The sequence below is a fragment of the Haloarcula sp. Atlit-120R genome (assembly GCF_003665885.1).
GTDB lineage: Archaea > Halobacteriota > Halobacteria > Halobacteriales > Haloarculaceae > Haloarcula > Haloarcula taiwanensis.
The window spans coordinates 398,437-415,254 of the sequence record NZ_QPLN01000001.1; the positions used below are offsets into that span (position 1 = coordinate 398,437).

18 protein-coding genes are annotated in these 16,818 nt (G+C 62.0%); 7 read left to right on the forward strand and 11 right to left on the reverse strand.

The annotated features are described in order from the left end of the window. Positions 1-27: 27 nt before the first annotated feature. Complete coding sequence (locus DVK01_RS02165; RefSeq protein WP_101350683.1) at positions 28-798, reverse strand: DUF1405 domain-containing protein; 771 nt, start codon at positions 796-798, stop codon at positions 28-30. A 153-nt stretch (positions 799-951) separates the two neighbouring features. On the opposite strand from DVK01_RS02165, the gene pdxS reads away from it, so the two are divergent. Beyond that, positions 952-1,860, forward strand: coding sequence for a pyridoxal 5'-phosphate synthase lyase subunit PdxS (gene pdxS / locus DVK01_RS02170; RefSeq protein ID WP_004517082.1), 909 nt, complete (start codon positions 952-954; stop codon positions 1,858-1,860). An 89-nt stretch (positions 1,861-1,949) separates the two neighbouring features. Next, on the forward strand, positions 1,950-3,173 hold the full coding sequence (locus tag DVK01_RS02175) for a mechanosensitive ion channel family protein (RefSeq protein WP_101350684.1): 1,224 nt from the start codon (positions 1,950-1,952) through the stop codon (positions 3,171-3,173). Between the two features lies 1 nt (position 3,174). Here DVK01_RS02175 and DVK01_RS02180 read toward each other — a convergent pair whose 3' ends face one another. After that, the gene (locus DVK01_RS02180; protein ID WP_101350685.1) at positions 3,175-3,483 is read right to left on the reverse strand and encodes a hypothetical protein; all 309 of its coding nucleotides are present in this window, start codon (positions 3,481-3,483) and stop codon (positions 3,175-3,177) included. A 214-nt stretch (positions 3,484-3,697) separates the two neighbouring features. Between DVK01_RS02180 and DVK01_RS02185 the strand changes: the two genes are divergently transcribed. Together DVK01_RS02185 and DVK01_RS02190 are read left to right on the forward strand one after the other, a co-directional pair. Next, positions 3,698-4,279: a DUF2150 family protein gene (locus tag DVK01_RS02185; RefSeq protein WP_101350686.1), complete on the forward strand. Its 582-nt coding sequence runs from the start codon at positions 3,698-3,700 to the stop codon at positions 4,277-4,279. A gap of 46 nt (positions 4,280-4,325) precedes the next feature. After that, positions 4,326-6,332 (forward strand): hypothetical protein, encoded by a 2,007-nt coding sequence (locus DVK01_RS02190; protein ID WP_121535214.1) that lies wholly within the window; start codon positions 4,326-4,328, stop codon positions 6,330-6,332. Between the two features lie 20 nt (positions 6,333-6,352). Here the strand turns inward: DVK01_RS02190 and DVK01_RS02195 are convergent, their stop codons facing one another. Next, a complete protein-coding gene (locus tag DVK01_RS02195) occupies positions 6,353-7,102 on the reverse strand; it encodes a CAP domain-containing protein (protein WP_121535216.1) in 750 nt (249 codons plus the stop codon). Positions 7,103-7,283: 181 nt separating this feature from the next. Here DVK01_RS02195 and DVK01_RS02200 point away from each other — a divergent pair, with 181 nt between their 5' ends. Together DVK01_RS02200 and hmgB are read left to right on the forward strand one after the other, a co-directional pair. After that, complete coding sequence (locus tag DVK01_RS02200) at positions 7,284-7,961, forward strand: hypothetical protein (protein ID WP_101350689.1); 678 nt, start codon at positions 7,284-7,286, stop codon at positions 7,959-7,961. 98 nt (positions 7,962-8,059) lie between these two features. Then, positions 8,060-9,397, forward strand: coding sequence for a hydroxymethylglutaryl-CoA synthase (hmgB, locus tag DVK01_RS02205; protein ID WP_101350690.1), 1,338 nt, complete (start codon positions 8,060-8,062; stop codon positions 9,395-9,397). Between the two features lie 273 nt (positions 9,398-9,670). Here the strand turns inward: hmgB and DVK01_RS21795 are convergent, their stop codons facing one another. The 3 genes from DVK01_RS21795 to DVK01_RS02215 form a co-directional block, all read right to left on the reverse strand. Continuing rightward, positions 9,671-9,838: a hypothetical protein gene (locus tag DVK01_RS21795; RefSeq protein ID WP_158598756.1), complete on the reverse strand. Its 168-nt coding sequence runs from the start codon at positions 9,836-9,838 to the stop codon at positions 9,671-9,673. A 170-nt stretch (positions 9,839-10,008) separates the two neighbouring features. Continuing rightward, positions 10,009-10,716: a helix-turn-helix domain-containing protein gene (locus DVK01_RS02210; protein ID WP_101350691.1), complete on the reverse strand. Its 708-nt coding sequence runs from the start codon at positions 10,714-10,716 to the stop codon at positions 10,009-10,011. Positions 10,717-10,768: 52 nt separating this feature from the next. After that, entirely contained in the window at positions 10,769-11,317 is a 549-nt protein-coding gene (locus DVK01_RS02215) for a type IV pilin (RefSeq protein ID WP_232794475.1), read from the reverse strand. Positions 11,318-11,415: 98 nt separating this feature from the next. On the opposite strand from DVK01_RS02215, the gene DVK01_RS02220 reads away from it, so the two are divergent. Further along, positions 11,416-12,936, forward strand: a complete 1,521-nt coding sequence (locus DVK01_RS02220) for a replication factor C large subunit (RefSeq protein ID WP_101350692.1) — start codon at positions 11,416-11,418, stop codon at positions 12,934-12,936. Here DVK01_RS02220 and DVK01_RS02225 read toward each other — a convergent pair whose 3' ends face one another. The 5 genes from DVK01_RS02225 to DVK01_RS02245 form a co-directional block, all read right to left on the reverse strand. Further along, positions 12,937-13,917: an amino acid ABC transporter permease gene (locus DVK01_RS02225; RefSeq protein WP_121535218.1), complete on the reverse strand. Its 981-nt coding sequence runs from the start codon at positions 13,915-13,917 to the stop codon at positions 12,937-12,939. 3 nt (positions 13,918-13,920) lie between these two features. Continuing rightward, positions 13,921-14,673: an amino acid ABC transporter ATP-binding protein gene (locus tag DVK01_RS02230; RefSeq protein ID WP_121535220.1), complete on the reverse strand. Its 753-nt coding sequence runs from the start codon at positions 14,671-14,673 to the stop codon at positions 13,921-13,923. Next, the gene (locus DVK01_RS02235) at positions 14,670-15,350 is read right to left on the reverse strand and encodes an amino acid ABC transporter permease (protein ID WP_101350695.1); all 681 of its coding nucleotides are present in this window, start codon (positions 15,348-15,350) and stop codon (positions 14,670-14,672) included. Before DVK01_RS02235 ends, DVK01_RS02230 begins: the two co-directional genes overlap by 4 nt. Positions 15,351-15,353: 3 nt before the next feature. After that, on the reverse strand, positions 15,354-16,148 hold the full coding sequence (locus DVK01_RS02240; RefSeq protein ID WP_121535222.1) for a basic amino acid ABC transporter substrate-binding protein: 795 nt from the start codon (positions 16,146-16,148) through the stop codon (positions 15,354-15,356). A gap of 64 nt (positions 16,149-16,212) precedes the next feature. Then, positions 16,213-16,701 carry a COX15/CtaA family protein gene (locus tag DVK01_RS02245; RefSeq protein WP_053967533.1) on the reverse strand — a complete coding sequence of 163 codons (489 nt, stop codon included), beginning with the start codon at positions 16,699-16,701 and terminating at the stop codon, positions 16,213-16,215. Positions 16,702-16,818: the final 117 nt, after the last annotated feature.

The window sequence follows — 16,818 nt, forward strand, 5'->3', positions numbered from 1 at the left end:
GAAACCACTGGCGGGAGACCGAACCGTTCACGCCTGTCGTTTTACTTTCTCTACACGCGTCGCCAGCGCGAGAAATGTCGCCAAGAGCGTCAGTACGACCGCCCAGCCGGCCGCAAGGTCGTGGGCGAGCACCGTGTGGTCGAACCCACCGGTGGCGGCGAGAGGTTCAGCACGCAGCCAAGTGTGGTGGGGACCGTCCAGAATCGGGAGGAAGTAATCCACGATGTCGTTGAAGCCGTACCAGAACACCGCAACGGCAACCGAGATGACCGAAAAGCTCGCGTAGCGGTGGATGAGAAACGCCTCCAGCGCCATCGCCAGATGGCTCAGAATCAGGAACCAGTAGAGCCACAGCGGAATTCCGCCGGGACCATTGAGAGCGAGCTGGACGTACGGCGTCCAGAGGCCGAGCTTGATGCAGCCGAAGAAGCCGAGCATGTGGAGCCACTCAGCGTTCCAGTCGAGCCGCCAGGCCACCAGCGAGAGCCCGATGAACATCGTCGCCACGGGTGAATCCGGAATCAGGGGGTAAGCAGCTAGCGGAGCCGCACCGAGCTGCCCCTCTATGAGCGGCGGCGCTGTGTTCAGCGGCCGGCCGGCGTAGTACCAGAACCCGAACAGCGTCCCGACCAGATTGACGAGCGCGATTGGCCAGGCGAGTCTGAGGCCGACGTTCTCTAGCCACGCCGGCAGCGGCGCGACGTACCGCGGAAGCCCTTCGGCATCGGGGAGCCGCCGGCTGAACACCCGCGCGACAGCCGCGTCGATGCGTCCGCCGACACCCTCATCCGGAGCCATGTCGATGGAGTGGGGAGACGCGATGAAAACGGTAGTGGTCTCAGCTTCGTCCTGTGATCGCTGGCCCGATACCGGGTCCCCGCGGGTGGGTCAAACGGCGTTCTGTCCCTCGAAAGGACACGCGTTAAGTAAATCCAGCACTAAGTCTGGATAATGACTGAAGAGACCGACCTCGAGGACCTCCGTCGCGGGACTGACCTCGTCAAACGCGGCTTCGCGAAGATGCAGAAAGGCGGCGTCATCATGGATGTCGTCAACCGTGAGCAAGCCCGGATTGCCGAGGACGCCGGCGCGGTTGCCGTGATGCACCTAGAGTCGGTGCCGGCCGATATCCGCAAGCGAGGCGGTGTCGCCCGGATGGCTGACCCCAGTAAACTCGAAGAGATAATCGAGGAAGTGTCGATTCCGGTGATGGGCAAGGCCCGCATCGGCCACACCGCCGAGGCCCAGATTCTGGAAGCGGCTGGCGCGGACATGGTCGACGAGTCGGAAGTGCTGACCCAGGCCGACGACCGCTACCACATCGACAAGCGCGAGTTCACCGCTCCATTCGTCTGCGGGGCGCGGAACCTCGCCGAGGCGCTGCGCCGCATCGACGAGGGCGCGGCGATGATTCGCACGAAGGGCGAGGCGGGTACCGGCGATGTGAATCAGGCCGTCACGCACCAGCGTAACATCCAGCGTGCTATCGGCAAGCTCGAAGGGATGGCCTACGAAGAACGCGACGAGTGGGCCCGCGAACACGGCGCGCCCCGGCGGCTCGTCCACGAGACGGCCGACCGCGGTCGGCTTCCGGTTGTCAACTTCGCGGCCGGCGGCATCGCCACGCCCGCCGACGCCGCGCTCATGATGCAACACGGCTGTGACGGCATTTTCGTCGGCTCGGGTATCTTCGGCGCTGAGAACCCACAGGCGATGGGTGAGTCCGTCGTCGCGGCGGTCAACAACTACGACGACCCCGAACAGCTCAAAGAGATCGCAAAGAACCCCGGCAAAGGGATGAAAGGCCAAGCGAACGCGGACCTAGACGAGGAAGAGCAGTTGCAGGGTCGCGGCGTCTAACTGGAGCCACAACGAGTCGCTTTTGACCGGTTTCAGATACTTACAGACCGTCTCAAAGACGAAGACACAAGTTCCTACGGCGGCGATACGTGGCTGTGCAGGGGACGGCCACGCCTACGCCGACGGCCAACGACACCGGAGAAAGCCTTCTGGACCTCTTTACAGTGTTACAGCGGTCGCTGGACCAGTTGGTCGCAACGCAGGGGCGACTCGTCGCGACGCTCATTCTCCTGACTGTGCTCCTTCTCAGCGTCGTCGTCGTTCCAGCAGTCCTCTCCCGGCTTCGATCTGTCGCATCGGCCCGAACCGGGGACTGGCTGCAGCTCATGGCCGACTACACGCCGACGACCATCCGGGGCGTGTTTCTCAGGATCGCCCAGTTCTCGATGGTCGTTCTCGTCGTCGTCTCGTTTCTCATCGTCTGGGGCGTTCTCGATATCGTCCAGACAGTCGGGCCGTACCTCAACGGGAGCGATCGGTCAGTACTGGCGACGATACAGACGGTCGTTCTCGTCATGCTGGCCTTCGTCCTGTCTGACCAGATGCAGCGGTGGATTGGACGGTTCAGCCAAGCTGTTACCGGCTTCACCGAACATCAGGAGGAGATCCTCCTCCGACTGGGGCAGGTCACCGTGTTCGTCACCATCGGTGCAACGATCTTCGCCGTCTGGGGTATCGATCTCAGTGGCCTGCTCGTCGGGGCCGGGTTTCTCGGTATTGTTGTCGGTCTGGCCGCCAGACAGACGCTCGGCTCGCTCATCGCCGGCTTCGTCCTGATGTTTTCCCGTCCGTTCACTATCGGCGACTGGGTGCTCGTCGGCGATCAGGAGGGTATCGTGACCGACATAACGATCTTCAACACGCGGCTGGAGAACTTCGACGGCGAGTTCGTCATCATACCGAACGACCGCGTGAGCGACCGCGCGGTGACGAACCGCAGCCGGAAGGGACTGTTGCGGCTCACAGTCGACATCGGTGTGGACTACGACACCGACATCGACCGGGCGATGGACCTTGCCCGTGAAGCGATGGCGGACATCGAGCACGTCGTCGATTCGCCGACGCCGGACGTTGTCCCGAAGGACTTCGGCGATTCCGCCGTGGTGATGGAACTCCGGTTCTGGATCGATCACCCGACGCCACCGCGGAAGTGGCGCGCCATCTCGGCGGTGGTCCGGGGCGTGAAAGCCACGTTCGACGAGGAAGACATCTCGATCCCGTTCCCTCAGCGGACCCTCTCGAACCGCGTGGACGCGGCGGACGAGGAGTCACTGCAAGGCAGCGTGGAGATGCGTCCGGACGGCGACGGCTGACCTACAGGTCGAGACCGTCGAGAAGGAGCCCCAGCCCGAGAGCCCAGCATCCCAGCGCGGTCCCGAGCGCACTGACGTAGAACAGCCGAGACAGGCCCTGCGCTGCTGTCAGCGGCCCGCTCATTGCGCCGGCCGTGGCATCGGTCGCGGCCGAGAGCGACCCGGCGGTAAGGGCCATGCCGGCGAACGCACCGACTGCAACCGGCAGCGCCACGGCGACCAGCGCCAGACCAACACGTTTGGCCAGCACGGCCACTGCAGCCGGCTCGAGTGGGCCGTCATAGGTCGGAACTGGCTGTCGCTGTGCCATGACAGAACATAACATGTTCGGCTGACATAAAAGTGCGTCCCTCAACCGAGACCGTAGCAGGCCTTCGGAGCGTGCAGACGATCCGGAAATCCTCACAAAGGAGCTGTTTCAAGCGCTAAAATAGTGGTTCGCTTGTCCCTCTCTATGAGAAAGCCCGCGCGCCAGAGCGACCGCCGGTCGAAACTACTATCCCCAACGGCACGAACGGACTGGTATGAGCACTCCGCCGGGGGAGTATTACACCGAAGAACGCTGGCAGAACTGGCTAGACCGTATCGAGGAAGAAGACGTCGACCCTGAAGACGAGGATTCGGCGCGTCTCCTGTTGAACCTCCAAGACGACGCCGCGATCGCGGTCGCGAAGATTATCACCGACTACGAGGACGGACCGCTTGACGAGGAGGCGACGCTCGACGAGCTTACCGGGGTCCGGGAAATCGTTCTCGATGACATCAACATCGACGACGAGGAGACCGTGATGCTGATCGACGGCGTCCAGACCTCGCTTTTGTGCGTGTTCTACGCGGCCGAGGAGTTCGTTGCTGAGGGGGCCGCGGACGACGCGACCATCACGGACTACATTGAAGCTGCCGCAGACGCGGAAGCCCAAGAGGATCTCGATGCGGCGCTCGGGTACTGTGTGCAGGCCGGCACGCAGATCATCGGCGGGTCGGAGCTCCCGATGGAGGTCGCTGAGGACCTCGAATACGGACTCGTCTCCGAGTGGGTCAATGGACTCGACAGTCTCCAGACTGCGATGAGCGATCCGGAAGTCGTCGAAGAAGACGAGAGTTGATAATTCGGCAGTCAGGTTTTTACCGCCGTCTCCGCAACTCATCGCCATGACTTTCATGGGCGATGAGCGTGCGCAGTCAGTACAGGTCGGGGCTGTACTGCTGTTTGGCGTGCTGATCATCGCCTTCTCATCGTACCAAGCGTTTGCCGTGCCGGAGCAAAACCGGGAGGTGGAGTTCAACCACAATCAGCAGGTCCAAACGCAACTACAGGACCTGCGAAACGCAATCGTCTCTGTCCCGGGACAGCCGAGCCGGCAAGCCGTCTCGGTCCAGTTGGGGACGCGATACCCGAGTCGGCTGGTGGCGACGAATCCCGGGCCACCGTCGGGGTTGCTGTACACAGATGGGACCAGCAACGAGTCGCAAAACCTCACGGTTCGCAACGCTGAGGCGATTACCCCTGAAACGGCAGATTACTGGGACGGAGCCACGCCGCGACACTACAACACGGGGGCCATCGCCTACAAGCCGGAATACAACGTCTACGGGGAGGCGCCGGAGACTGTCTACGAGCACTCGGTGGTCTACAACCAGTTCCGCGGGGGGAACATCACGCTCTCGGAACAGGCGATGGTCGACGGGCGCGACATCACGCTCGTCACGCTCAACGGGTCGATGAGCCGCTCGGCGAGCGATTCGGTCACGGTCGACGTAGAGCCGAAATCCCAGTCCTCCCGGACGGTCCGCGTAACAAATACGACGGCGACATCGAACGTCTCGGTCTCGTTTCTCTCCCGTCTCCCGGAGGAGGAGTGGAGTGTCCTTCTTGAGGACCAAATCGACCCGAATCCGGGCGACATGAGCAACGAACGATACGTCGCGAACGTCACCGAGGCTGATGGACCCGGATCGCTCTACAACATCACCATCGTCTTTGAACGAGGGACGAACTACCGCCTGAAGATGGCGAAAGCAGGTGTCGGTACTCGGGTTACCTCCGAGAGCGAGGCGTACCTCACGACGGTCGACAGTGAGAATATTACTGTCGCGAAAGGCGAAAGCGGAGAGGTTGTGCTGGAGGTTCGGGACGCGTACAACAATCCCAGCGGCGATATCCAAGTCAACGGCACAGTCGACGGGAGTAACGCCGGCTCGCTTACCACGGGTACGGAAGTGTCCGACAACGACGGTCGGGTCAAGTTCGTCTACGAAGCGAACCAGTCGACGGCAACTGGAACATACACCGCACAGTTCAGCCTCGGTGAAATCGACGGGTCGTTCGATGGGGAGACCCCAGAAAATGTCTCGATTCCGCTAACGGTGACGGAGCCAAACCAAGGATCCGGTGATGGGTCTGGCACCAGTGGTCTCATTTACAACGAGGACGCTGTTGCCCTCGATAGCAACGGGGACACTGACGGTGGCGTCCAGTTTACTGTCACCAATGAATTGGATGAGGAGATCACAATAACGACGGTGGCAATCGACCCCGTTAATGACGATATAATCCGACTCAGCGACAGCTTTAGCAACGACCGTCCCCCGGCACCACAAGAGAATGAGATATATATCCAGGCAGACACGGACGGATATACCGACTTCGGTGGCGGAACAGATATCCCACGAACTGTTGATGTCGACAGTGATGGCAGCCTGAACGGTCCAAACCCGGTACTGTCCGACACATCAACTGCGACGTTCCACCTGTTCGAGTTCGTCCAGGACACTTTATTTGGCACCTCCGAGGTGGATATGGCCGGCGAGAGCGTCACGATAACAGTCACCTACGAGCTGGCAAGCGGCGGTACTGATTCGAAGATGTTCACGGTCACTCCCGGCGGCGCGAACACGAACGAGCAACCGAACGCCGACTTCACGATAGCCTCCAATGGACCGGAATCGAACGACAAGTGGGACTTTGATGCCAGCCCATCCAGCGACCCGCAGGGCGACATCGCAGCCTACGAGTGGGACCTCGACGGCGACGGTATCTTCGACGATGCAACCGGACAGACGGTAGAGAACAGAAAGGTAGACTCCGGCACAGTAGTCGCACTCCGCGTTGTTGACTCGGGAGGAAATGCCGATACTGTTCGCAAAGAGGTGCCGTAACGGCCGCTCTGTCGCCGGTCTCAGCAGAGATTCACAGTAATGTAGACGACGCCGTCGGCGGTCGCCGCGCCGACGCCGATGTGGTTCGCGTTCGCCACGTACAACGTGTCACGGGGGCCCGAGAGGTCGAACCAGTGGTCGGCGACGGCGTTCGCCGTCCGGGTCGCGTTCGCCCCGTTCGGGTCGATGCTCGTGACCAGTTCGAGGTCGGTCACCGGGCGGAGATACGCATTGCCTTCGTGACGGAGGCGACACTGCTCGGACAGTCCAGCGGCTGCGTATCGATCTGTCGTATCTGACCCGTTCGCAATCGGGGAGGCCAACCCCTGTGCAGCCATTCGCTGGCTGTGGTTGCCGGCCATCGCTGAGAGCTTCTGTCCGGTTTTGGTCTCATCCGAGAGCGAGCCGTCGAAAGCGTCGTTGGCAACCGGGTTGCCGCGTCGGTCATTGATTGCCGCTACGAGCCGGTCTTCGAGGCGGGTCGTATCGATATCTGTCCCCGAGTCTGCCGGTGTGGGCTGTACCGCTTCCGGCGTCGAGGGAGCTTCGGTGGACTGTGTGACCACGGCCGCAGTCTTCTCACTGCGTGGCGTGTCGGGTGACACACTGTCCTTGTGGGGCGTCGTCGCCGACGACGCTTCTACGGACTCCGTCGGGGCTGGCTGACTCGCGTCTACGCCAAGCGTTCCCTCGACCGCTACTCCCGCAAGTCCCGAGACACTGAGTACCGCCAGAACCACTACTCCGAGTGTGATGACCGACCTGTTCATATGAAACGTTCCTGTTCGGTTCCGAGAAATGATACCTTGGATACAGTTATCTCGGACCCGTCTCGAACGGCGTAGATTCGGCTCTCTCTCCACAAATATGTTTGGGAGGGGGCGGCGATCCAATTACCAGCGACGAGAACCCGCCCGTAAACATCTTTACTGTGGATGAGTGTCCTGAGGTATGGGTGACCTGTCGCGGCGCGGCTTCGGAGCCTCGGTGCTCGCCGCGCTCTCTGCCGGCTGTCTCGGGAATCGACCTGAAGAGGAGTCCGAGACGACGCCAGTCCCGGAACCGACAGCGTCACAACGCACCGCGACAGCGGATCGTGTTAACACTGCCTCGTCAGCGAATAGTGCTGCTCCGGCAAACACTTCAACAGCACAGCGCGCCGAGGCGTCGCAGGCGAACAGCACTACGGAAACATCGGCACGGCTGCAGGTCGAGACTGAGACACCGACGCCGACACCCGAGCCGAACCACCGGTCGGTTGATACGACGTTCCGATTGGAAGAAAACGAGTACGAAGATTTCACAGTCGACGTGACTGGCCAGACGACGCTCACCTACGACCTCATCGTTCGGCGCGGCCCGGCCGTGGATGTCATTCTGTTCACCGAAGAAGAGTACCGGGCGTTCCAGAGTCGCTACCGGGCCCGGTACGCTGGTGAGGTGTCACGGTTCCACAAGACGAACATCCGCGACAACCGGATTACTATCGAGCCGGGAACGTATCGGCTCGTAGTCAACAACACCGACTGGTCGCGTGCCGTTCCGTCACCAAGTGAGCCGTACGACGTTCTCGAAGACGAATGTATGGTCGATTTCTCCTTTAATACGAAGCCGGCAGCCAGCGAATAACTATCTCACGGACCGTTCGCGCCAGATTGGCGCAATACTAGGCAATCGTCGAAAGACCAGTCGACAAACCCATATACATCCACACTGACGTTAGACTCATGACTGCAGTCGGTATCGACGCCATGGAGATCTGGACCGGGAAGCTCAAACTCGACCTCGCTGAGACGTTCGCACCGGCTCAGGGAGACGATCCGGGGAAGTACACGAAGGGACTGGGCCTGCGCGCATCATCGTTCCCCGATGTGTACGAGGACATCGTCACGATGGGGGCGAATGCGGCCCATCGCCTGATGAAGCGCAAGGGGCTAACACCGGAAGATATCGGCCGTATCGACGTAGCGACCGAGAGCGCTTTCGACAACTCAAAACCCGTCTCGACATACATCGCGGGCTGTCTCGAACAGGTATACGACGAGAACTTCCACCACGCCAACAAGGGCGAGCGGAAGTTCGCCTGTATCTCCGGGACACAGAGCCTCGACGACGCCTACAACTGGATTCGCGCCGGACGAAACCGCGGTCGGGCCGCGCTCGTCATCGCTACTGACACCGCACTGTACGCCCGCGACGACCCCGGCGAGGCCACGCAGGGAGCCGGCGCGGTGGCGATGCTCGTCGACGAAGACCCGAATCTGGTCGAACTCTCTGCCGAACAGGGATACGGCAGCGCCGACGAGACTGACTTCCTCAAGCCCAATCAGCAGTTCCCGTCAGTTGACGGGAAACGCTCGGTGAACGTCTACCTCGCCCGCATGCGCGAAGCGCTTGAGGACTTCGCCGAGGTGGCCGGCGACATCCACCCGGGCGACTACGAGATGATTCCCTTCCACACGCCGTTCCCGGGGATGGTCCGGAAGGCCGCGGCACTCGGCTACCGACACATCGTTCGCGGCACGGACGTGGGTGACCTGCTGGCCGAGGAAATCGGTCACCAGCCCATGCGGTCGGACTTCGAGACAGACGACGAGTTCCATGCCGCAATCAAGGAGTACACCGATGCACTCACCGAAACCGAGCGCTATCAGGACTGGTACGCCAATACCATAGAGCCGACGCTTGAGATCTCCCGCGAGGTCGGCAACTGGTACACCGGCTCCGTCCACATCGCCCGTGCCTCCGGACTGAAACACGCCCGTGAGAACGGACTGGATCTGGACGATGCCAGATTGTTAGTTGCCTCCTACGGGTCCGGCGCGCAGGCGGAAGTCCACGCCGAGACTGTCGTCCCCGGCTGGGAGGAGGAAATCGGCGCGCTCGACATCGACGAACAGATCCGGAACCGCTACGACCTCTCCTTCGCCGAGTACGAACAAGTCCACGACGTCCATAATCACGAGACTGAGACCGATGTCGAGGAGTTCACCGCCCCTGAAAACGAGTTCGCCTTCGACGGCTGGGGCCGGATGGGTGAGCGGAAATATCGGTACGTGGAGTAGCGAGAGCCCGAGCGAAGCGAGGGGTTTCGTACAGACGAGCGGCGCAGCCGCGAGAATAGCGAGGTTCGGAGCGAGCAGCGCGAGCGAGAACCTCGAAATGCGAACGGGGAACGGAGTGACCCGTGAGCAGCGAGAGGCACGACCGAAGGGAGTGGCTCTCGAGTCGGAACGGCGACCGCAGGGAGCCGTGGAGAATAGCGAGGGGTATCCCATCTATTGTCGTGGATACGTGGAATTCTATTTGTACTGCACTGGACAGTATACACTACCCGACTACGGCTTATCGTTGTTGAGGCGGCTAATACTGTCGTCGAGAGACACAGAGAGGGTTCCCCCACTGTTGTAGTATTGAAGCGCAAGCATCGTCCCGACGAATGAGGCAGCAACAAGAAGTCCAAAGCCGGCGAACGCCCAGAGGATAAGATAGCCCAATTGCACCATGCGTGGACATGACACCTCGGTATCAAAGTAGTTCTCCCTAGAAACTCTGCAGTCCGACGGAGCAGTTGTGTCACGCTGTCCGGTGAACAAAGAGATCGCAGTCACGACAACAGTCGTTTTCCAGAGAGTACGTCGACGGGCGCGAAACAGCACGGCCAGAACCGGCGCGCTCAGGGAAGCTCTCGAAGGCCACCCAACAGATCCTCAAGATCTGTATTGGTGATCGCAAGCGAAAAGTCGTCGATGCGGGCGAGGTCCTGCGCGTGCTCCCAGACGGCCTCGTCGTCAAGTCCGTGGAGGATGACGGCGTTGGGCGTCGGTGAGACGACCCGAAGTGCGACCAGGGGGGATTCGCCGCGGGTCACATTGGTAAACACGAGCGCGCGGTTCGTCGACTGACCGTACAGCTGGTAGAACTCGTCCGAAGAGAGGCGCGTGATGGCGGCGATGGAGTTGATGACAGTGTGGCCCGCCACGGTGTCTTGACTACCCCGGAACAGTTCCTCGGCGTCGATAGCGTCGTAGACCCGCTCGACGCCCACATTCGCGGAGTATTCGCGGAGGTCGTGGACCACGTCGCTGTCGAATCCAGCCGAAAGCACGCGGGCGTGCTGGCGGATGTGGTCGCCGCCGCGGTTCTCGTCGATGTCAAGCAATGCGACGACGAGTCGCCTGACAACGCCGATACCGGGGTTGTCACGCCGACCGCTCTCGTAGTCCGAGACCACGGACGGGGAGACATCGAGTTTGTCGGCGAGTTCGGTCTGTGCAACGTCGAAGTCGGTACGCCACTTCCGCAGGGTCGCCCCTGGGTCGTCGCTCAGTGCCACCTCGCCCGCCATTTTTTCCGCGAGGTCGTCACGTGCGCCCCCTGCCATTAGTTCACACGCTGGGGGGTCGCGAATAAAAGGGTATCGGAACCACGGGCGCTTACCGGCGAGCGGTCAGTTCGGCCTCGACAAGGACACCGTTCGTGGGAGCGTGGACGACGCGTACTTCGATGCTGTCGCCCGGCTCGACGGTTCCACCGCCGGCGTTCAGTTGGAACGCGATTATCCGGCCCGCAGACCACCGCTGTCCGCCATTAGCGATGACACCGCCGACACAGTAGTCGTAGACGACGTTGTCCGGATCAGCAGTATTCCTCGCTGACAGCGCCGTCCCGGAAACTGGCAGCGCAACGATGCGGGCGCCGTTGTCCGGCAGTCCAACAGCGACTTCCAGTTCGTCGGCCGGGACCGGGTCGCCGCCGTCGTGTCGAATCGTCACCGTATTTTCACCGCATCTACCCGACGGACCAATCACGAACTCCCCTGTCGAGCGGGCAACGGTCGGTGTCTGCTGGTTCAGGTCGCTGCTGGCACTGAACACAACACTGCTGACTGTTGCCGCCAAAAGGACGCTAATCACGAGCATGAGGACCACGCCGACGACGGGACTGACGCCGCGACGAGCAGAAGGGAGATTTCGTCCGGCCACTGGTGGGACACACTGTCCGTTGCTTTCAATAAAAATCTCAGTAGTGGACCGACACCGCTCCGCAATCCCTAAACGCCGGTCGCGCCAACAACGAGCCAATGGATTGGACGGAGAAGTACCGCCCGACGACACTGTCGGAGGTGCGGGGCAACGACAAGGCCCGCGACGCACTCAAAAAGTGGGCGGAGACGTGGGACGACCACCGTGAGGCGGTCATCCTCTATGGCTCCCCGGGTATCGGGAAGACCTCAGCGGCCCACGCGCTGGCAAACGACATGGGGTGGCCGACTATCGAACTCAACGCCAGCGACTCCCGGACCAAGGACGTTATCAATCGGGTTGCCGGCGAGGCGGCCAAGTCAGGGACGCTGACCGCTGGCGGTGGCGGCCGCCGGCTCGTCATCATGGACGAGGCGGACAACATCCACGGCAACGCCGACCGCGGGGGTGCACGAGCGATCACGGCCCTCGTGAAAGAGGCCAGTCAGCCGATGATTCTCATCGCCAACGAGTACTACGAGATGTCAAACGGCTTGCGAAACAACTGCCAGGACATCGAGTTCCGGGACGTCTCGCCCCGCTCTATCGTCCCCGTTCTCCGTGACCTCTGCCGCCAGGAGGGTGTCGAGTACGAGTCCGACGCGCTGCAGGAACTCGCTGAGCAGAACAGCGGCGACCTGCGGGGCGCGGTCAAAGACCTCCAAGCCATCGCCGAAACGACAGAGCAGCTGACCGCCGACGACGTGGTAACCGGCGAGCGCGACACGACTGAGGGCATCTTCGAGTACCTCGACGTGGTGCTCAAGGAGGCCGGCGCACAGGAAGCCCTTGAGGCCAGCTACGACGTAGATGAGACGCCCGATGACCTCATCAACTGGATCGAGGACAACATGCCCAAGGACTACGAAGGGGCCGAACTGGTCCGCGCCTACGAGTTCCTCTCGAACGCCGACCAGTGGCTTGGCCGCGTGCGCGAGACGCAGAATTACTCCTTCTGGCGGTATGCCGGCGACAACATGACCGCCGGCGTCGCCGCAGCGCGGGACGGGACAAAGGGCGGCTGGACTCGCTACGGCCCGCCGAGCTACTGGTCGAAGCTCGGCCGGTCGAAGGGAACCCGGAACACACGGGACTACGTCGCCCAGCAGATTGCCGCTATCGACGGCGTGTCGATGCGGACCGCCCGCCGGGAGATCATGCCCTTCCTCTCGACGATGACTCACCACTGCCGGAACCGGGACCTGACGGTGGCAATGGCGGCGACCTACGACATGGAGGCCGAGCACGTCTCATTCGTCACTGGATCGGGCAAAGACACGAATAAGGTGCAGGACATCGTCGCTGACGCCGAGGCACTCAAGGAGGAAGCTGCCGTCGAACACTCCGGTGGGGCATTCGAGGATGCGAGTGCCGACGGGGACGGCGAAACCAATACGGAGACCGATAGTCAGGATACCAGCGCTGACGAGGAGAACGGCGAGCAGCAGGTGACGCTTGCGGCGGACGATGGCGCTGGCTCCGACGCCGCCGAGGACGACAGCGCTACCGACGACGAGACGGAAACAGCGAGCGAGACAGCCGATGACGACCAGCAGTCTGGCCTTTCTGACTTTATGTAGTCATCGGCTGGTCGTGCCGAGGCCGGGAATGGCGACCCGGTCCTCGACGAATTCCATCAGGAGCGACGCCGAGAGCACCAGCGCCAGATACAGCAGGCCGGCGAGGACGAACAGTTCCGTGTACCGGTAGGTCTCGCTGGCGATGGCGTCGGTCCGTTCGAACAGTTCACGGACGGTGATGAAACTCGCAAGCGACGAGTACTTGATGAGGTACACCAGTTCGTTCGACCAGCCCGGAATCGCGTAGCGCAGGCCCTGTGGCAGGACGACGTGCCGTATCCCATCGACTTTCGAGAGGCCGATGGCGCGCGCGGCGGTGAGTTGCCCCTCCGGGACGGAGTTCAGCGCCGAGCGGATGTACTCCGACTGGTAGGCGGCGCTGTTGAGCATGAACGCGATAACGGCTACCCAGAACGCCTGTGCGGGAATGAATCCGGTCCCGACTGTGGGCAGTTCGCGGATGATTGCCGTCAGCGGCGTCGCGAAGTAGAGGACGAACAACTGGGCGAGCAGCGGCGTCCCGCGGAACAGTTCGGTGTACGCCAGCGCGACCAGACGGGTGACAGACCCGCCGTATACCCGAGCGACGCTAAGCGGGACAGCGATGAAGAACCCAAGCGCGATGCCGAGCACTGTCAGCAGTATCGTGGCCCACACGCCGGTCGCCAGTTGCGGCAGGTATGGAATCGACGCGGCCAGAAACTCGAAGAAGCCGGCGACCCAGCCGACGGGGACCCCAACCGGACCGAGACTCGTCGCGAGCCCGCCGAGCGTTGACGCGGCCGCCTCAAACGGCGCAGTCGGGAAGAACGACGTATTGCGCTCGATGAGCGCCCCGTCCAGCAGGAAGTCGTTCGTCCAGCGCACGACGAGCCACGTCCAGAAGACGGCGACAGTAAGCAGCGTCAGCGGCTGGTCGGTCAGCCCGGCAGCGCGGGCGCGGAGGGTTCGCCCGGCGGTCGTTGACTCCGGCGTCCCCATGGGTCACTCCCCCTCGTGGGTCGTCTCCAAGCGACTGAGGAACTCGCCGGTCCGTGCCGCCTCTGGGTTCTCGAACAGCTGTTCCGGCGGGCCGTGTTCGACGATACGCCCGTCATCAAGGAAGATGATGTCTGACGCCGCCGACCGCGCGAATCCCATCTCGTGGCTGACGACGAGCATCGTGATGCCCTCGGCGGCGAGGTCGCGCATTACCTCAACGACTTCGCCGACGAGTTCGGGGTCGAGCGCGCTGGTCGGCTCGTCGAACAGCAGCAGTTCTGGGTCCATGGCGAGCGCGCGGGCGATGCCGACACGCTGTTTCTGCCCGCCTGAGAGTTCAGCGGGGTACGAGTCGGCCTGATCCAGCAGTCCGACCTGTTCCAGATGCTCGTACCCCTTCTCCTGGGCCGCCGATTTGTCCATGCCGCGGACTTTCCGCAGGCCGAGTGTAACGTTCCCGAGCGCCGTGAGATGGGCAAAGAGGTTGAAATCCTGAAACACCATCCCAACCTGTTTTCGGAGTTCGTTGACGTCGGTGTCGGCGTCGGTGACGCAGTCGCCGTCGAGGTAGATGTCGCCGCTGTCGATCTCGGTGAGGCGGTTCACACAGCGGAGCATCGTCGACTTGCCGCTCCCGCTGGGGCCGATAACCACGTCGACATCGCCGGCGTCCATCTCGAAGCTGACGCCGGAGAGGACCTGTTCATCGCCGTAGGACTTGTACACGTCGTCAAGTTCCAGTAACGGATCGCTCACGCCCGCTCACCTCCGGGGATGCTGAAGCGGTCGTCGACGTAATCGAGCGAGCGGTTCGTCACGAACGTGAGAACGAAGTAAATGAGGCTCACAGTCAGGAAAATCTCAAGCGCAGCGGTGCTTTGACCGCCCTGGTAGAGGTTCTGGCCGACAGTCAGCAGTTCGCCGAGACCGATGACGATGGCGATACTCGTGTCTTTCAGGACGATCGTGAACTCGTTCTGGAAGCCGGGCACGCTTCGGCGGAGTGCCTGGGGCACGACGACGCTACGGATGGCCTGGAGCCGGCCCATGCCGACGGCGCGAGCGGCTTCCAGTTGGCCCTCGTCGACGCTCTGGAGTGCGCCGCGGAAGATCTGTGACTGATACGCGGCACTCCGGAGTCCGAGCGCGATAGTCGCCGTCACGAAGGCGCTGCTCGACACCGAGAGACCGAAGAACAGCAGGATAATGATGACGAGCAGCGGCGTGCCGCGAAGGACGACGCCGGCCGTCTCGACGGCGCGTTTGAGCGGCCCACGGCCGTACACCTCAACGGCTCCCGCCGGAAAGCCGAGCAGAAAGCCGAGCAGAATACTCGCGGCTGTCAGGCCGACCGTGACACCCGTGCCTGCGAGTAGCAGGTCAAGGTTCCCGGCGACAAACGCCCAGTCACTCTGCAACGGGAGCGGTGGCATCGGTTACTGCTGGCCGAACCACTTGTTCGTCAGGTCCTGATACGTGTTCCCGTCCCGGACTGTGGACAGGCCATCGTTGAGCGCCTGGGTGAACTCGTCGTCGGCCTCCCGGACGCCGAACCCGAAGTTCTCGCCCGTCTCGTACGTGAAGGCGATGGTGACCGGACGCTGTGCGGCGAAGGTCTGTGCGACCGGCTCGTCGATGACGACGGCGTCGATGTTGCCGTTCTGGAGGTCTTCGACCGCCAGCACGTAGTTGCCATAGGAATTGTAGTTCGACTCGTCGAGGTTCCCCGGTTCGATGAGTTCCGACTGGACCGTGCTCTCGCCCGTCGTGCCCTTCTGTGCGCCGATTGGGCGCCCGGAAAGGTCCGACATCGACTCCGATGAGAAGTCACCGTCTTCACGGACGACAATCGCCTGGTTCGAACTGTAGTACGGGTCGGTGAAGTCGATGGTCTCGTCCCGCTCGTCGTTGATGGTCATCCCTGCGGCGACCACGTCGATGTTCTCGTTCGTGAGCGCCGGAATCAGCGACTTGAACTCGAACTCTTCCCAGCCGGCCAGGGTGTAATCGGTCTCGTCGACGACCGCTTCAAGCAGGTCGATGTCGAATCCGACGAGTTCGCCGTCCTGTTTCATCTCGAACGGGGGGAACCCCGGTGCAGTTCCGGCAGTGATTTCGGTAGCGCCGCCGTCGCCGCCACCGCCCCCGAAACACCCAGCGAGCGAGACAGTTACTGCAGTTCCACCGACGGTGGAGAGGTACTGGCGTCGTGAAAGACCGTTGTCTGACATAGTCCTCACCACACGACAGACCGGAATATATCTTACGTGTTACCCACGGAGGTGGGACACGTGTTCAATCGTCAGCGCGTGCTGTGTGCTGGGTCTCGGTCGATTGTACCGACGGCGACTCCGCCGTATCGGTGTAGGCCCACGCCGTCGCCGCGACCATCGCGCCGAAGATGAGCTGTGCGGCCCCGTGGTGGAGTACCTGCGCCGTGGCACCGAAGTTGAAGATGGTGTTCGCGCCAAGGAGAATCTGCACCGGGAGCACGACCGTGGCGACACCTGTCGCGAGTTTGATCCGCCGGCTGTACTCACCGCGCCACGCGGCGATCGTCGAACCGAGGATGCCAAAGCCAGTGATCATTGCGACTAAACGGTGGAACCACTCGACGAAACTCGCCCAGTTTGCGGGGAACAGCCCCATCCAGCCGTCACAGAACGGCCAGCGTGCCTCACAGGTCAGCCCGGCACCGATAGCACCGGTGTACACGCCGAGCAGGATGAGTGCGAACGTCAGCACCGTCGTCGTCGCCACCAGTCGGCGGAAACGGGTGGTCATACCTAGACCTTCGGTTGCACGTACTTATGCTCTCTTTTCGCGCTCGGCCACCGAGCACAATTATCTTTACTGATACTCTCGGAGTCATCTTTATCTACAGCTGTTAGCCAATGTAAC

Bases quoted from the DNA above. Each gene is read 5' to 3' on its own strand.
- DVK01_RS02165 (WP_101350683.1), bottom strand. From the start codon at position 798: ATGGCTCCGGATGAGGGTGTCGGCGGACGCATCGACGCGGCTGTCGCG.
- pdxS (WP_004517082.1), top strand. From the start codon at position 952: ATGACTGAAGAGACCGACCTCGAGGACCTCCGTCGCGGGACTGACCTC.
- DVK01_RS02180 (WP_101350685.1), bottom strand. From the start codon at position 3,483: ATGGCACAGCGACAGCCAGTTCCGACCTATGACGGCCCACTCGAGCCG.
- DVK01_RS02185 (WP_101350686.1), top strand. From the start codon at position 3,698: ATGAGCACTCCGCCGGGGGAGTATTACACCGAAGAACGCTGGCAGAAC.
- DVK01_RS02190 (WP_121535214.1), top strand. From the start codon at position 4,326: ATGACTTTCATGGGCGATGAGCGTGCGCAGTCAGTACAGGTCGGGGCT.
- DVK01_RS02195 (WP_121535216.1), bottom strand. From the start codon at position 7,102: ATGAACAGGTCGGTCATCACACTCGGAGTAGTGGTTCTGGCGGTACTC.
- DVK01_RS02200 (WP_101350689.1), top strand. From the start codon at position 7,284: ATGGGTGACCTGTCGCGGCGCGGCTTCGGAGCCTCGGTGCTCGCCGCG.
- hmgB (WP_101350690.1), top strand. From the start codon at position 8,060: ATGACTGCAGTCGGTATCGACGCCATGGAGATCTGGACCGGGAAGCTC.
- DVK01_RS21795 (WP_158598756.1), bottom strand. From the start codon at position 9,838: ATGGTGCAATTGGGCTATCTTATCCTCTGGGCGTTCGCCGGCTTTGGA.
- DVK01_RS02210 (WP_101350691.1), bottom strand. From the start codon at position 10,716: ATGGCAGGGGGCGCACGTGACGACCTCGCGGAAAAAATGGCGGGCGAG.
- DVK01_RS02220 (WP_101350692.1), top strand. From the start codon at position 11,416: ATGGATTGGACGGAGAAGTACCGCCCGACGACACTGTCGGAGGTGCGG.
- DVK01_RS02225 (WP_121535218.1), bottom strand. From the start codon at position 13,917: ATGGGGACGCCGGAGTCAACGACCGCCGGGCGAACCCTCCGCGCCCGC.
- DVK01_RS02235 (WP_101350695.1), bottom strand. From the start codon at position 15,350: ATGCCACCGCTCCCGTTGCAGAGTGACTGGGCGTTTGTCGCCGGGAAC.
- DVK01_RS02240 (WP_121535222.1), bottom strand. From the start codon at position 16,148: ATGTCAGACAACGGTCTTTCACGACGCCAGTACCTCTCCACCGTCGGT.
- DVK01_RS02245 (WP_053967533.1), bottom strand. From the start codon at position 16,701: ATGACCACCCGTTTCCGCCGACTGGTGGCGACGACGACGGTGCTGACG.